Source organism: Spirosoma pomorum, assembly GCF_054776615.1.
On sequence record NZ_BAAHBP010000007.1, the window covers coordinates 26,198 to 42,175 of the forward strand.

The window sequence follows — 15,978 nt, forward strand, 5'->3', positions numbered from 1 at the left end:
GTTACAACGTTGCCAGAACCGGTTTGCCAGTTTTTAGCTTTTTCAGCCGTAGCAGGGCTTCGATGTAGTAATAATCAGCGTAGTTGATCGACGCATCCACCTCGCCGTTGTTGGGTTTATGGCCCGTGCTGTGGAGCAAAAAAGCATCGTTGATCTGACGGCTCTGGTAGTTTGCCGACGATAAGCTTTCCAGCATCTGCTCGGCTTTGGCGCGGTAAGTGGCCGCTTTGGCTTTGTCGTTCACAAAGGTCGAGAGTTCCAGCAGGGCCGAAGCCGTAACCGCAGCCGCCGAGGCATCTCTGGGAGCGTTCGGAATATCGGGCGCGCTAAAATCCCAGTACGGAATCAAATCTTTGGGCAGGCGTTTCAGGTATACGTCGGATACTTTTTGGGCAAAATCCAGAAACGTAGGGTCTTTGGTTTCGCGGTATGTCATCGTATAGCCGTAAATAGCCCAGCTTTGCCCACGCGCCCACATCGAATTATCAGCGTAGCCCTGGTGCGTAACACCTTTGATTTTTTTGCCCGTTTCGCGGTCATACACCACTACATGATACGACGTATAGTCAGGCCGGAAATGATTTTCCATGGTCGTTGTGGCGTGCGATACGGCCATGTCGTACAGGCGCTTGCCGCCCCCGTTTTTCGAGGCCCAGAACAGCAATTCCAGGTTAATCATGTTGTCCATGATGGTGTTGTGCTGCGGCCATTCCATGTTCGGCACCGAGCGCGGCCACGACAGAATCGTTCCTACTTTCGGGTTGAACAGCGTAGCCAGCGTATCGGCAGTGGCCAGCAGAATGGTTTTGTATTCCGGGTTACCCGTCAGCCGCAACCCGTTTCCGAAGCTGCAATACATCTGAAAGCCCAGATCGTGGTCGATAGCTTTCTGGTAGGCGAGTGGGGCCAGCTCCCGCGAGAAGGAATCGGCTTTGGCTTTCCATTTGGGGTCTTTCGTGTACTCGTAGACGTACCACAACGTACCTGGCCAGAACCCACTGGTCCAGTCTTTATAGCTGATGTAGTTCCAGTTCTTCTTGCCGTTCAGAATGTTACGGGGCAAATTCGGTTGTGTGGCGGGCAGCGACGCGGCTGTTTTTGTCGCCTGTTGCACACAGTACGTCAGGGCCGGGTCGACGGGAAAACGGTCCCAGCTGAGCGTAAACCCGCAAAGGACTACAAGCAGAACGAGGACAATACTGAATCTGGAAGATGACATGAAAAGGGTATGATTCGGTTATTCGTAAATAGACCCACACAGTCGAATCGTACTCTTTTTCGCCCAAATCATTTTTTGGGTGTTACGTAAAGAAAAAAAGTTAGTGCGAATTCCCGTGACTTTATTCAGACGTTCACGGTGTGCCCACTATATCAGCCTTATAACCGGCGTTATAGAAACGGGCGCCACCGCGACATCTGTGCAGTCAGGATTCCTGCAATCGATCAATTAGTGGTTGCTTTATCAAATAGTCGGCAATAATTACCACCGCCTATTTGCTCTATTTCCTTTTCCGTGAAGCCTGTTTTCAATAAAGACTCAACCACTGTATAGAAAAAGCCATCCTGTTGGCCTTCCCAGGTCTGATTCGTTTTTTTTCCAAATCGTGGATTCGCATTGCCTGGAGGAGCCATTTTGGTATCTGTACCGATTGATACGTGTTCGGTGCCAACCACGTCCACCATTGCCCTGATATTTTTTGCATAATCTAACGGCGTATCGGCAAAATGAGTCCAGACACCGATAACGCCATCGGCGTCAGCAAAACGTTTGGCCTGCTCTTTACTGATAAGTCGTGGCATCATCATTTTTGCCATGCCCATATTGGTACCCAGTTGGGTGTTCAGACCCGTGTGTGAAATAAGCATCGGCCTGGTCGACTGTTCAAGTGCCTTAGTTACGCCATCATTACTACAGTGGGCCAGATCAACGAGAATGCCCAGTTTGTTGCATTCTTTAATGACGTCAATACCTAATTTGGTAAGTCCGCCATACTGCGGTGGATCGGTATAAATATCACCCATAGGAGGAGCGGTTTGGGCGTCGTGCATCAAGCCTAAGTGCCGCACACCTCTGTCGTACGCCGTTTTTATCCGCTCTATTTTTCCTTCAATAAAATGCCCGCCTTCTACCGACTGAATGACAATCTGTTTGTTGTCCTTTCTGGCTCTTTTCAAATCTGCGTAATTTAATGCCCTAGTCAACTTATTAACCTTGAGCATTTCATCCATTTCGTTCAGACTGGTTATGAATCGCTCATAAGCATCGCCTTCTTTTTCCAACGTAGGCCGATCAACACAGAAAGTCATACAAATGGCTATAAGACCCGAGTTTTTCATTTCATTGGCTAAATCATATTTCTGTCCTTTGAATTCTTCGGAATTAAAGGGTACGTCCATGTGATTATGGGTGTCAATTCCGATAGTCTTTGCGACAATATTTTTTACTTTTTGGTCGGGTTCATCGCCAGCCCAGGAAATCAATGGGTTGGTGAGTAAAACTGCCCCTGCGCTGCTAAAGGTTGCAATAAATTTTCGTCTGGTCGTGTCCTGGTTGATGTTAGCCATGTTTTCAGGGTAAGGCACTACTTGTTTTAAACTTGACAGTAGTCAGTTAATAAACGTGTTTTTAGTACTTGGTACGCAATGCAGCGTTTGTTTGTTGCCTGAGTTGGCGTTCAGCGCGCACGATAGTATCGATGTATTTCACGTTCCCTCAACCAGCAATCTGAAGCCAGTAGACAACTTATTTCTTCTTGACGTGCGTGTCCAGAAATTGCAGAAAGTACCGCCAGTCCAGGTTCGTCACGTCGTGGCCGCCCGTTCGTATGTGGTAGCCGATGGTGCCCTGCACGGTGGTATTGAGGGGCGGTAACGTCGCGGTAGGTAGCCCGTCGCGACCAAACAAACGATACACGGCACTGGCCGCTTTCGCCGATTCGAACTCCCCAAGCGGGTCGGCTCCCTGGTCCTGCTCGGCACTGGCAATATAGACAGGTCGGGGTGCCAGCAGGGCAATGACTTCGTGCTGATCGAACGGCAGCAAGGTGTCCTTGTCCATATACTGCCGGAAGTTGGTGCTGTACCAGTGCGGAAAAACGGTGCAGAGCCGCCGGATGGATTCGCCCTGCCCCCGCCGGAACAGCTTGGCGCCCCCCGAGCCGGATTCGTTACTGAGTACAGCCGCAAACCTCTCGTCGGTAGCCCCCGCCCACAAGGCCGCTTTGCCCAGCCGCGACCAGCCAAATAGGGCAACCCGATGGGTATCAATGGCCCGGTCGGTTTGCAGGTAGTCCATAATTCGGCTCAACCCCCACGCCCAGGCCGCAATCGTACCAAAGTTGTCAGGTTGTTTTTGCCAGTTGGGATAGGCCGTATGTACACCCGTAGAAAATCGGGTAGCCGGTACGTCCGATGCAATGTCCTCCCGGTAGGCCGTCACCAGTGCGTAGCCGTGATCCAGAATACTGTCCAGCGGCCATTGGCGGGCGTTGATGCCTCGGCAGGCTTCCGTTGCCCGGTTATCCGTCACGCAATCCAGATCGACGTACGGGTTGTTTTTGCTTTTTTCCAGGTAGTTGGTAGCGACGCGAATACCGGGGTCGGTACTGATGCTTTGATTCCCCCAAAAGTTCAGGCCCACGATAGCGGGAACGGGTCCGCGTGCGCGATTCGGAATGTACAGCAACACATCGATGCGGGGACCGTTGGGCTTTCCGTTGATGTAGATGGCAACCTGTTTGCGGGTTGCTTTGCCGCCCAGCGCCGTGGCGTCCGTATCAAAAACCTGGAACGTCATACCGGCAGGCTTTCCCGGCGAACGACCATACACCTGGCTGGTAAAAAGTTCGATCAGTTCCGGCCGGCGCTCCCGTTGCCACTCGCGGGCAGTGGTCACGCGCTGCCCATTGCTACGTACTAATGGATCTGGCAGGGCCGGCGTCGACTGGGCCAGCGTAGGTCCCGCCACCCCGACGAAGCAAAGCCCGCTAACCAGTAAAAAACGCCCGATTGACATATCGTTTTGGCTATATTTAACGACGCTAGTTGACCTGTTGCTTTATCCGTTTTCTGTCATCTCGTTGCGCTACCAGCAGACCGGCCGGGATGACAGAAAACGGATAAAGCAACTTACCTACTTCGCCGGTGTCAGCCAGACGGCTTGCCCCCCACGTGGTAACAGCTTCATATCCAGCGATTGCCCGGCTTTTACGGGTTGAGTCGACACCCGTACCTGCGTTCTGGTCGGCACGGTCGGATCATCGGTGTAGAGGTGCGCTACGTAGCGTTTGCCCTTCGGCAGAAAATCGAGCGGTAGCGACAGCGTACGACCGTCGTTGTTGGTGATCGTGCCCACAAACCAGTCGTCTCCGCTCCGGCGGGCAATGGTGACGTACTGTCCGATGGCGTCGTGAATCACTTTCGTATCGTCCCAGACGGTAGGCACCTTGTCGAAAAACTCGATTTCGGGTTCGCCACCGTACTGCGCCGGTTTGTCATACCAGAACACCGATTGCAGCGGACTATACGAAATAACATTCATCGCCAATTGGTGCGCGTGGGTATTTTTGAGCCGTTTGTCGTAGTAGCAGATGGTGTAGTCGCCCGCCCCGGCCAGGTAGCGCGTAAATGGCAGCACGGTGTTGTGCGTCGCATCGGGAAACTCCTCATTGCCCCGAATACCTTCCTGCGTCATCACATTGGGGTATGTTCGGCTGGTACCAGTCGGACGGTATTCGTCGTGAATATTGACCATCAGGCCATTTTGCAGCGCTTTTCGTTTGGCTTCGGTGAGCCAGGTCATCCAGCGATGCGACCCTACTTCCACAAACCCGAACTTGACCCCTTTAACGCCCCACTTTTTATAGAGTGGAAAAATCTCGTCCATCTGTTTGTACAGCGCCTGCAAGTTCACGTACAGAATGACCCCCACGTTTTTCGATTTCCCATAGGCTATCACCTGGGGCATATCGATGGGGGCCACCACCTGTCGGGCGTCCGAGTTAAACGTAAACGCCGGGCCGTACCATTTCCAGTCGAAGAGGATGTATTGCAGGTTGTGAGTGGCCGCAAAGTCGATGCACGACAGGGCTCCCTGCGTGGTCAGCGTCAACTCGCGCATCATCTTGCCCGGCTTAATCCAGTCGGTATTGGTGACCGTAGCGGGCGGGTTCAGGTTGAGCATGATGTCGTTGTTTTCGAGCAACGCACCCAGCCGATTGGCCACCATCACCACCCGCCAGGGCGTACCCACGTCCGACATCAGATCGACGCTCTCGTACAGCGACGTAACGACCGTGTTGGGTTTATCGGGCGCGAGTTTGAACTTGGTCATGGCGTAGTCGGTTAGCTGCGCTTCGGCCAGCGAGGCATACACACCGTTGGGCAGCGACAGGGTCAGCGGGCGTTCCGAGTTTTCGGGCCAACCAGATAAGGGCAATGCCTGATAGGCTCCCTGCGCCCAGGCCGTGTACCAGGCTTTGGTGTCGGCGGGCAAGGTAAACTCCGAGTTTTCGGCCATCACGCGGTAGTACAGGCCGTTGGTCTGTTCGGGAAAGAAGTACCGAAACGCGATGCCCGAATCGTAGGCCCGGAAAATGACGTGCAATTCGTAATCCGGCGCATCGGGTTTCTGAAGCTGAATCTCAAGCTGGTTGTAGTGATCCCGGATCAGGCTGCGCTCGCCGTACACCGGTTTCCAAGTTGTGTCTTTTGCCATTCTGACCACGTTTTTAATTACCAGGTTATCGCACCAGTTGACCCCTTGGGTACCGGGTGGTGTGGTCACTTTGTGGGCCATGGCGTGCTCGAACACGTGGTTGTCGATCTGAACGCCCAGTCCCGACGGCAGAATAACGGGCTTACCGTCGTAGCTGACGCGGTACGTCATCTGCTTGCGACCGGGGCCAGTTTCTTTCTGCTCAAAAACAACCTCCAGCTTGCCATCGGGTGATTGCAGACGGGTTTCGGGCGTTTGAGCAAGGGAAAGCTGACCGGATAAAATCCAGGCCAGCAGCCAACTAAATTGTACGAATCGATGAAGCATTGGGTGTATATAAACGAAGGCTGAAAATCTTATTTTGTCTGGTCAACGGTGATGAGTAGCCGTTTGCCCGAATCATAGGCGGGCGAAATGGCTTTACTGTTCACATTTAGTTTGGTTGCTTTCTCGAATCCCAGCGAGGCCTCGATCAGGGGTTGCCCCTGAAGTTGCACATCGAGTTGAGAACCTGTGCGGGCCGCGTGCAGGAACACTTTGGACAGCGAACTCAGCAGTGGCTTTCCGCTTTTGCGGAGATAACTGCCGTTGCCAACGAAGAATGAAGAAAGTTGGGCGGGGTCCTGCCGGTTGGCCCCTTCGGGAAAGGTAATGGCCGACAGGTACGCGTCGGTTTCCCAATCGCCGATGGTCAGGGCTGCGTTGCGGTGCATCAGCCGACCGTCGGCCAGCAGGTTGATGTATACTTCCGTCACCTGCCCGTTCTGTGTGATGCGCAGGCCGAGGTAATTGGTGCCTTCAAATTTATCAATGGTCGGCAGGTTGCTCCGCCCGGCGGCCCCGGCGGCTCCCGACGAACCCGTTGCGGTCTGAATCGACTGGTTGGTTTCGTCAAGCAGCAGAATGGCGTTGACCAGCTTGGTCCGGTCGGTTTTTTCGGGGGGAGATAACACGTAATACGGAATCTTGACGTTCGTCGTGCGGTCCTGCAAGCCGTATTCGGTTCGGTATCGGAGCTTTTCGGGAAAATCGTGCGGGTAGCCCAGCGGGAGGGTTTCGGGGTACAGGGGCCGGAACAGGATAGCCGCGTTGTCTTTCGCAATTTCCAGATCAGGGCCGCGCTTGACGGCCTTGTCGGCGTAGTGCAGCAGGAAATCGAACTGACCGCTGTCGTACGTTTTCAGATCGTCGATAATCAGAATCACGTTGCCAATCCAGAGAAAATTACGGTAGTTCCGCAGGAAGTGACGCGACGTGGGTCCGGTGGCATCAGCCAGCATGTACTTCAGCGAACCGCCATCGAGCAGGTTGTAAAGGTGACCCGGATTTTTTACGGCGTTGTACTGATCACGGGCGTCCTGCGCTTCGCCGTTGAACATAACCACATTATGCGCCTGACTCTTCACAAAGTAGCTGCTATATTCGGGATTGCCGTACCCCACGTCGCCCCCGTCGATGAGCAGGTTTTCACCCTTGTGGTAGAGCACAAATGACCCCGCATCGGCGTGGGCGTGATTCCAGGTGTAGCCGCTTTTTATGCCCAGCAGCGTCGCATCGGGCTTCCACGACGACCGGAGCGTACCCCAGCCCATCGAGCCATACATCGCCGACGGGGGCAGTGCCGGTGTTGCCGGAACGGGTTTGTTTTCGGGTTGGTACAAGAGGCCCATCGGCGTACTGACGTTCAGGTCTTCCCGAAACGGGTTCTGCCGGGTTTGCTGGATGTACCAGTAGTAATCGTCTTTGCCCAGCCCTAGGGCTAGCATCAGTTTGGCCGGGCGTTCGCCATTGGCGAAGTCGTTGCTGTCGCCGAAGTTCAGCGACAGTAAAGGCTTGTCGGCAGGCCGTGGGTAGCCCGTATGGATAAACCAGTCGACGGTTTTTTGCAACAGGTTGTCGTAGGGCATTGTGATCGCGCCCAGCGCATTGGTGTACCCCAGCCGGAACAGCAGATACTCGCCCACGCCATAGTTGGCGTAGTTGACACTCTCGTAAAAGCCACCCGCCGGGTCGAAACTGGCGGGTTTGTTCTCTAGAATACTCCCCGAAAAGGCGAACCACTGGCGACTATCCTGCATGATGTCGGTAGCCCACTGCCGGGCCTGCGGCTGCTCGTTCATCACAGCCAGCGAGGCAATACCCGCTTCGAACACGATGGCCGCCCACCAGTTGTGGCCCATGTTGTCGAGCGACTGGATGCGCTTGTCTTTCGATACCCAGTCGGCAATCGACGGTTCGATGCCGAGTTTCACAATGCGGTCGGCAATGGCCCGGCGCTCACCGTTGGTCAGGGCGTTGTAGATGGCATCGAACGTAACCGACGCCGTCCAGTTGTTGTGGCTGGTGCCCAGTCCCGCATTCCAGCGGGGTGTCCGGTCGTCCATCCCATCCCAGAAAGCGCGGCCCGTCAGTTCATTGAGCAGCGTTTTGGCCCGGTCGGCGTAGCGTTTGTCGCCGGTCATGGTGTAGGCCAGCGCGAGTTGTTCCATGTTCCCGCCCTTCGGTTCCGCTACCCATTTATCGCAGCGTTGCTGAATGGCATTCCAGCGATTGGCCAGCAACGTATCGGTTTTGATCCGCTCTTTCAGCCGCCCGGTCCGCTCAGGGGTGTAGAACAGATAAGGGTGAGGTTTCATCGGTTGCGCCTGTAGGGCGGCTACCGTACCGAAAAAACCCAACAGCAACAAGGTTAAAAGTCGCATAATCGAAACGTAGTTATCGGTCGGTTCATTGCGTAGCGTTGCCTGCTCTACAGCGTGGTCAACTACGTACCGGACCATCAGTAGGAGTGCTTAAAAGTTCATGGCCAGGCCGTACCGACTGGCCAGGGTTTGGGCTTCTTTCCGGGTCAGGTGAATAACGACCCCGTGTTTGGGCGAGGTGAAATTGGTCGTTTTCATCACGCCTTCATTAAAGTGGCCCAGGTTGGTAAAATGGACAAAATCCGTGGTTTCGCTGAAGCCGAAATTGTGCGGACTGATGCCGTAACAATCGTACATCAGCACCCATTTTTTCTGCCCGATGCGCTTCCAGACGTTGGGCGCTTCGCAGGCTTTCGGCTCCGGATCGTAAAATTTCTCGTCGTAGACGTACCCAGTGGTCAGTTTGTCGGAAACGGCCTGTTTGATCCCCGCTTTGCCGTCGTGGGAAACGTAGAACAGGTGGTATTTGTCGCCCACTTTCGTAATGTCGCCGTCGATGTACGATTTGTTGTACTTCGGGTACTGAAACAGGAGCTTGGGTTCCGTGGCCAGCGCCGTAAACTCGGGGTTGAGGTACGTGTAATACAGTTGATTCAGGCCATTGCCGAAGCGTAGGGTAAAGTACATCATCATCTTCCCGTTAGTCGGGTCGTAAATCAGTTCGGGTGCCCAGGCGCAGCCAATTTTGTTCCAGCCCTCAAATGCTTTATCCACGCGCAGAACCGTGTGCGACCAGTTGATGAGGTCTTTCGATTTCAGTAGAACGATACCCCGGTTGTTGCCCCAGCCGTATTCCTTTCCGTCCCGCTCCCATTGGGTTGTCCGAAACCCGGCCTCTTTCGCGTAAATGTGCAGATCGGTCAGGGCCATGTAGAAATACCCATCGTTGCCCCGCATGATGTGCGGATCGCGGATACCCTTCTGCTCAGCCAGCGTGTCGCCCGCCAGCACCGGCTTACCCTGGTTCACGTCGGTATAGGCATAGCCGTCGTTGCTCAGCGCCATGTGCAGGCTGTGGTCTTCGTCCTTGAAATACACCAGCAGATAAGCGGCCATGTCCTTCTCCGACGGTACGGCCTGGACACTGCCAGCTGGTTTGGCCTTGCTGCTTTTTACGGCCGGGCGTTTAGGTACGTCGTTGATGGCGGGCGTTTTAAGGCTTACCCAGCCAGAAAACAGCATAGATAGACACAGGGATAAGGCGTATTTACCGGGCAATGAAAACATACAATGAATGGGGGATTTGGTATCGAAACGAGGCTATTGGTTTTTAGGGAATGTGGAGCGGTTTAACCCCCGCCGTTATGCCCCGTCCGTTGAAGCTATCGACGGTAAAGTAATAGCTTTCGTCTTTGTTCAGACTTCTGATAACCAGTGAATTGACACCGAAAACCTGATAGGTGTGCTGCAGCTGATTCGGTACGGTGCCGTAGCGGATGGTGTACCCGACACCGCCCTCACTTTTGGGCCAGGTCAGCGTTACGATGCAGGGGTCCGCTTTGTCACGCACCACCGACAGGTTAGTCACCGGTGCGGGTAACTTATCCGGACTCTTACCAAAAACCCGGAAGTCGGAGATGGCAAACTGACCGCTTGGTGTGTGCCCATTCGTTACGCGCAGGTAACGAGCCCGAACCGGCGCGGCAAACGCCAAGTAGTCGTGGGGTGCATCCTGCCGGTTTGCCGATTTATCGGCCAGGGATTTCCAGGTACGGTTATCGACTGAATACTCCAGTTTGTAGCGATAGGCGATGTCGGCCGAACGGCCCAGCAAAGTAGCCCCTTCTTCGGCAAAATTGAGTTGTACGGCATTGATCTGGCACGGCTGCTGAAGGTCGATCTGCATCCATTCTGCCGGGCCACCGGTGGCCGCGCTCCAGTAGGTCCGAATATCCTCATCGACTCCCTGACGGGCGGGGTGATTGGGCAGTTCCGACGACACCTGCACGGGTTTACCGTACGAAAGCAGCATCCAGTTCGGGAAGAGTTCGGCGGGTGAGGTGATTTTCTTTTTCGGAATAATAAATGGAAAATCCCCGAATGCGGTGTTGGTGTAGGAACTCCCGTCTGGACCAAAAAAGGCAGGAAAAAGCCCCAATCGCCGTTCCCAGCGATGTTTTACCGAGATGGACATGGTCGAGATACGCCAGAAATTACCGTACCGATCCTGAAACGTACTGCTGTGGCCCGCTCCCGCAATGAAGCCTTCGGGCCGGACCGAAAAGGGGTTGTTGGCCGCGAGTTTGAAAGGCCCCAGCGGTTTATCCGATGTATACAGCCCGTCCGAATAGCTCTTGAACTCCGTTCCGGGGCTGGCGTATTGCAGGTAATACGTACCCTTATATTTGGTCATCCAGGCCCCTTCCAGCCAGGGTTTTTCGGGCCGTTCATTGTAATCGCCAAACCGTTCCCAGCCGTACGTTTTCGGATTGCCCGCGAACAAACCCGTCGATTTGCCCATCGGCATGAGCGTTTTTCGATCCAGTTCGACCACGTAAATCGGCTGCATATTGGAGCAACCGTAGTACAGGTACAACCGGCCATCATCGTCCAGAAACAAATCCGGGTCGGTCAGGGCAAATGGAAAATCCGAATTGGCTACGGTCCATTTGCCGCTTTTAGGGTCGGCACTTTTGTAAATTTTCCCGCCCGGCTTCGTGGTCGAGGCCATGAAGTAAACCGTGTCGCCGACGGTGACCGCCGTTGGCGCATAATCTTCCAGAGGGAGGTCATCTGTTTTAATCAGATCCCAGTGGCTTAGGTCCGTCGAGTGCCAGTAGCCCCCCGATCGGGACGCAAACAGGTAATACTCGTTTTTGAACGTGATGGCCGTGGGGTCGGCAGCTTCCCGGTGGGACGGACCTTCGAGCGTGAACCGGTAATCCAGATTCATCGGATTACAGACCGTCGTTATGTTTCCGCCGGGCCGCGTCTGAGCTACACCCTGACTGGGCAAACCAACAATACCGATGATGAGCGGTATCGATGAAAGAGCGGTAATTAACCGGTTAATCAGGCATTTCATGAGAATAGATCGGGGGGTTTAAAACGAGTAAAGAAGCGCCAGTCGGATCATCAGCGCGATTGGATCAGAAACGTTTGCTCAACCGGTGCAGCCGACTGTACTTTTTCGCCTACGCTGGTGCCGTACTGCCAGGCTACCACCGTAACGGCCATCGGCAGGCGACTACGCGGAGGAATGGGTGTAAACACCAGCCGGTTGCTCTCCACAATGGCTGTCCCCGCCTTAACATAATAGTGAACCGGCAAACCCGCGCTGGAACTGGCAGTCAACGTGAGCGCTTTTGTGCCTGCTTTTCGATCGGGTACGTTCGGAAACGTAATGGTTTGTGGTTTGCCTTCCTTATTCGCTATCGGAAATCGCAAATCGGCCTGCTGCACGATACTTTTATACGTTCCATCACCGTCGTTAGACGCCAGTAGCCAGATGTCGTTCGAGCGTTTGGGATTGTTGAACCCCATGCGGTAAAAGCTAAGCTGAAAGGTCGTATCGTTCAGTTTGCGAACCGGGCCGCAGATGCGGTCGATGCGGATGGGCGGGCGGGCGTGTGCGGCCTGTGCGGCCGTAGACCGAACGCGGGAGGTATCGGTAAAAGCACTGCTCAAGTGAAACGTAATGCCATCGGCATCGGGCAAAAATGGCAGTTGGTAGTTGGCGTGACCTTTCGTTGGTTTGAGGAATTGCCCGTTCTGTCGGAAACCCAGATACTGCGGCTTTTTGGCCCTCGCTTGTTGGTAAATGGCCTCGGTGGCTTGGGCCATTTCGCGGTCGAAACACCAACTGGCTACCTGCTTATCGCCTTTATAACGTTGGTACGGAGCTGGTGCCGCCGTGGGCAGACTATCCTTACGCCAGCGATCCATCAGCCAGCCTTTTTGCGGGTTGATGGGCGTCAGCATTACGGTGTCGGTTTGATTCGTTTGTTTGGGCAGTCGATACTGAGCGGCTTTACGGATGTAAAGTGCCAGGTAACGAACCATCGCGTCGGAGTAATCGAAATGCCCGCGACCGGCATCGGCCAGTAGGCTAAATGGTGTTTTGGGATGGTTGGCAACGTACGCAGACGCGGGTTTCAGCCGATCTTCCCACCATTCGTATTCACCCATCACCATCAGGCCCGGCACCCCATCGATGGTGCGGCTTTGCCAGTCCGGGTTCGGGCGACCGCTACCGGTAAGGTTCGTTTGCGGGGCATCGCCGTGTACCGAGATAGCGGCCAGCGTACGACCAGGATTCCAGGCCGCAAAATTCCACGGGTAACTCGCCAGCGCCGAATGCCCTAGCGGAACGACAGGCGCAATCGCCAATTCCGAATAGCCCGATACGTCGGCCAGACGGTTCATCATGTCCTGAAATTCAACCCCCGCACCTTTGGTTGTGGCCGTTGGGTTCCAGTTGAATGTCTGGTTAATCATTGGCGTCACCCAGACGATAGCAAAGCCCAACTGACTCATGGTTTTGCGGAAGTCGGGGTGTTCGAAGATGCCTTCTTCGAGCATGTTGTGCTGACCAACCACCACGCCCCGCACATAGCGGCAGTTGTCGGGAATCCATAAAAAAGCCTGCGGGTGGTCGTTGGTTTCGGGCGAAACAACGGTTGGAACGGGCGTCGACCACTGCCAGACCTGTGAATAAGCCGGAAACGCCACGCAAAGCACCACTAGTAACCAACCTATTCTAAGCGCACGGCTATCCATACAACGTTTCCCGACGAGATTCTGACAGCGTCTTTTATCAGGAAATAGACTTTACCTGTATCGTCATACCCCTGCCGTCACGCAGAAATATGAAGCGACTATTCTACGGCTTTGGTCACTTCCTGCCGGGCAATCATTCATGCTGCGAATCTGTGGGTAGACCAGCATGGGCCGGCAGGTAATAGCGTGTGTGACGCAACTTTCCCTGCTTCATCAGGGCACCCAACTCGACCATCTCACCCAGATCCCGGGTGGCAGTGGCTCTGGATGTTTTAGCGACCCGAATGTAGTTTTCAGCACTTAAACCTCCGCTGAACCCTGCCAGTCCTTCCTGAAACAAACGCAATGCTACTTTGCTCTGTCGATCATTCAGCCGGGTACGATACGTGTCAAAATACCGGGCTTTATACACAATAAAGGCAATCATTTTCTGCACATAGACCTGAGCTTCCAGAATTTCTTCAGAAAAATAAAGGAGCCATTCGGTAATGTCCAATGTGGTGTTGGCCCGTTCTAAAGCCTGATAATATGCTTTTTTATCTCGCTCAATCGTACTGGACAGAGCGGTAATCAATGACTGTCTGGCCCCGATAGCCAGCGCCTTTTCGGCAATGGTTCGGCCTATGCGCCCATTACCGTCCTCAAAGGGGTGGATCAATTCAAAATACAGGTGAGCTATCCCCGCGTGAACAACCGTTGGCATTTGCTCGTCGGCTGCTCGATTGAACCAGGCTATGTATTTATTCATCTCCTCTTCCATTCGCTCGGATGGAGGAGCTTCGTAGAATACTCTGGGCCTATCCAGCCGACCTGATACGATTTGCATCGGGTCGGGATGGGTACGGTAGCCGCCAATCATTTCCAAATCCGTTCTGCCATTCATAATCATTTTGTGCCATAAAAACAGGTGTCGATCAGTGAGTGGCTCCTGGTAACTTCTGACTACATCGACCATCATCTGCGCAGCACCTGTTTCTTTTGGCCCCGCCCTTCTACCGTCCGTTTGGAGGCCCAACTGCTTACGAATCGATGATTGAACGGAATCGCGGTCCAAGATCTCGCCTTCAATTTTTGAGGTATCCAGCGCTTCATTACTGAGCAACGTAACCCGCAATTCATTGATCTCATCAGTAGAAACGTAAGCCAACGACCCAATAATCACGCCCACATTTCGGTGGAATTCTCGCTCAAAGTGACTAAGTCGGGTTGGGTCAAATGTAAACTTCGGCCAGTTCGGTAATTGCCAAATCCATGTCATGAGTTATAGGATCACGTTCTATAACTCAATACTAGTAAAAAAATGAGTTATAGAACGTGATCCTATAATTCATGGGCTAGTTCTCTGTATGACCGGAGCGTCTAATTTAACAACATAGTGTAAGTGACATAGCAAAGCGATTCGACCAGGAAAGCAGTGCCGGAGTCAGTCTGGTTTAAACTGAATAGACTGCGTAAACGCACCGATACGGATATTGTCGGATTGATTGGCTCGAAGAAGTTTGCCGTTGATCCGGACGTTGTCGAACATTACTCCACGAACCATACCCTGCTCACTAAGCCCCTCAATAATCGACGGGTTAGCCATTGATCCCGAATACGTTATGTTTCGGAAGGTGATATTCTCAACGGTTCGTCCGGGGCCGGTGTTATACTTTTTGTTGTAAATCACCCGGAGGCTCAGCAGCTTCCCCTCCTCGAAATCCTCGATCCGGATGTTCTCATAGGTCACGTTACGAATCAGGTTCAGGTCTCCACAGCTGATAGCCAGGCAACCCTGATAGTCCGGGTCGTCCTCGTCGTGTTCCAGAATATCCAGATTGCTGAAGGTAATATTTTCCAGCGTATCGCCAACGGACCGGGTATCTCCGTGCAGGCCCAGATTGGTCGGGTGCGCCACGTCGGCCCATAGCGTCGAATTTTTGACCACGACGTTGCGGGAACCGCCGTAATAATCCCAGCGGTGCCCATACAGGGCAATGCAGTCATCGGAGTTGCGCATGAACGCATCGTCGACAACTACGTTTGAGCAACTCATCAAATCGATGCCGTCGCTCCAGCCTTTGCAACTAAACGATTTCAGGTTTCGAATCGTGATCCCCGTCGACTGACCACCGTAGACCGTATAATGTTGTGGGTTTTTAACGATGATGCCGTCGATCAGCACGTTTTCGGAATGGGTTATTTCAATACCCCGTTGTGGCTGGTCGATGATGCCCCGCCCGATAATTCGTACGTTTTTAACCTTGTCGCAGACGAGTTTGCCCCGGATAACGGCGCCCCCGTCGATGTACACCGTTTTGTCGCTCGAAATCCTGAACACATCCCCCGGCTTGTCGCCCGGCGTATGAATGCCGGGACCGAAGTAAATTACATTCGGGTCGTTGGGATCGGGTTTGGTGGTTTCGAGTGCGTTGGCAAACAGGTGCAGATTCTGGAGTTTGTCGCCGTTGAATTCGATAGACAGTTTGCGGGGCTGTGTAAGGGTGAAATACACCGTGTTGCCTTCCTGCTTCGATTGAATCTGGTACGACAATGGCCGGATTCGGGCCGACTGAATCAGGCCGTTGTTTTTACAAACTGCTACTTCCACCGTCCCGGAAAAGTCGAAAAACACCATCGAGGCATCCCGTACTTTGTCCAGATCGACCTGCACGTTATATTCGAACAAGTCCTGCCAGGGGCCGCCCGGCTTGCGTACCCGCACGGTGTAATCGTCGTTGTGCTGGCTGTACAACACGCCCGTCGGTACGGGATGAATAACCAGATCCTGGGCGTATAGCTGCACCGATATTACCCAAAGCAGTAGTCCGGCCACCAATTTTATGCGAATCATTCTCAGTG

The 15,978-nt window shown here is 53.7% G+C and carries 10 protein-coding genes; all 10 read right to left on the reverse strand.

Annotated elements, in window-relative coordinates; all coding sequences use genetic code 11:
• Position 1: 1 nt before the first annotated feature.
• The gene (locus tag ACYVAD_RS09655) at positions 2–1,219 is read right to left on the reverse strand and encodes a glycoside hydrolase family 88 protein (protein ID WP_461139280.1); all 1,218 of its coding nucleotides are present in this window, start codon (positions 1,217–1,219) and stop codon (positions 2–4) included.
• A gap of 224 nt (positions 1,220–1,443) precedes the next feature.
• The gene (locus ACYVAD_RS09660) at positions 1,444–2,565 is read right to left on the reverse strand and encodes a dipeptidase (protein ID WP_461139281.1); all 1,122 of its coding nucleotides are present in this window, start codon (positions 2,563–2,565) and stop codon (positions 1,444–1,446) included.
• Between the two features lie 178 nt (positions 2,566–2,743).
• Positions 2,744–4,015 (reverse strand): glucuronyl esterase domain-containing protein, encoded by a 1,272-nt coding sequence (locus ACYVAD_RS09665; RefSeq protein WP_461139282.1) that lies wholly within the window; start codon positions 4,013–4,015, stop codon positions 2,744–2,746.
• Between the two features lie 117 nt (positions 4,016–4,132).
• Positions 4,133–6,043 (reverse strand): glycoside hydrolase family 97 protein, encoded by a 1,911-nt coding sequence (locus ACYVAD_RS09670; protein WP_461139283.1) that lies wholly within the window; start codon positions 6,041–6,043, stop codon positions 4,133–4,135.
• Between the two features lie 29 nt (positions 6,044–6,072).
• Entirely contained in the window at positions 6,073–8,496 is a 2,424-nt protein-coding gene (locus tag ACYVAD_RS09675; RefSeq protein ID WP_461139284.1) for a heparinase II/III domain-containing protein, read from the reverse strand.
• Between the two features lie 12 nt (positions 8,497–8,508).
• Positions 8,509–9,645 (reverse strand): glycoside hydrolase family 43 protein, encoded by a 1,137-nt coding sequence (locus tag ACYVAD_RS09680; protein WP_461139285.1) that lies wholly within the window; start codon positions 9,643–9,645, stop codon positions 8,509–8,511.
• 43 nt (positions 9,646–9,688) lie between these two features.
• Positions 9,689–11,443: a family 43 glycosylhydrolase gene (locus ACYVAD_RS09685; protein ID WP_461139286.1), complete on the reverse strand. Its 1,755-nt coding sequence runs from the start codon at positions 11,441–11,443 to the stop codon at positions 9,689–9,691.
• A gap of 50 nt (positions 11,444–11,493) precedes the next feature.
• Positions 11,494–13,137 carry a hypothetical protein gene (locus ACYVAD_RS09690; protein ID WP_461139287.1) on the reverse strand — a complete coding sequence of 548 codons (1,644 nt, stop codon included), beginning with the start codon at positions 13,135–13,137 and terminating at the stop codon, positions 11,494–11,496.
• Between the two features lie 133 nt (positions 13,138–13,270).
• The gene (locus ACYVAD_RS09695; RefSeq protein WP_461139288.1) at positions 13,271–14,395 is read right to left on the reverse strand and encodes a Fic family protein; all 1,125 of its coding nucleotides are present in this window, start codon (positions 14,393–14,395) and stop codon (positions 13,271–13,273) included.
• Positions 14,396–14,560: 165 nt separating this feature from the next.
• Entirely contained in the window at positions 14,561–15,970 is a 1,410-nt protein-coding gene (locus tag ACYVAD_RS09700) for a glycosyl hydrolase family 28 protein (RefSeq protein WP_461139289.1), read from the reverse strand.
• Between the last annotated feature and the right edge of the window lie 8 nt (positions 15,971–15,978).

Coding starts and splice junctions, on each gene's coding strand:
- ACYVAD_RS09665 (WP_461139282.1), bottom strand. CDS start 4,015: ATGTCAATCGGGCGTTTTTTACTGGTTAGCGGGCTTTGCTTCGTCGGG.
- ACYVAD_RS09690 (WP_461139287.1), bottom strand. CDS start 13,137: ATGGATAGCCGTGCGCTTAGAATAGGTTGGTTACTAGTGGTGCTTTGC.
- ACYVAD_RS09680 (WP_461139285.1), bottom strand. CDS start 9,645: ATGTTTTCATTGCCCGGTAAATACGCCTTATCCCTGTGTCTATCTATG.
- ACYVAD_RS09670 (WP_461139283.1), bottom strand. CDS start 6,043: ATGCTTCATCGATTCGTACAATTTAGTTGGCTGCTGGCCTGGATTTTA.
- ACYVAD_RS09655 (WP_461139280.1), bottom strand. CDS start 1,219: ATGTCATCTTCCAGATTCAGTATTGTCCTCGTTCTGCTTGTAGTCCTT.
- ACYVAD_RS09700 (WP_461139289.1), bottom strand. CDS start 15,970: ATGATTCGCATAAAATTGGTGGCCGGACTACTGCTTTGGGTAATATCG.
- ACYVAD_RS09675 (WP_461139284.1), bottom strand. CDS start 8,496: ATGGTCCGGTACGTAGTTGACCACGCTGTAGAGCAGGCAACGCTACGC.
- ACYVAD_RS09660 (WP_461139281.1), bottom strand. CDS start 2,565: ATGGCTAACATCAACCAGGACACGACCAGACGAAAATTTATTGCAACC.
- ACYVAD_RS09685 (WP_461139286.1), bottom strand. CDS start 11,443: ATGAAATGCCTGATTAACCGGTTAATTACCGCTCTTTCATCGATACCG.
- ACYVAD_RS09695 (WP_461139288.1), bottom strand. CDS start 14,395: ATGACATGGATTTGGCAATTACCGAACTGGCCGAAGTTTACATTTGAC.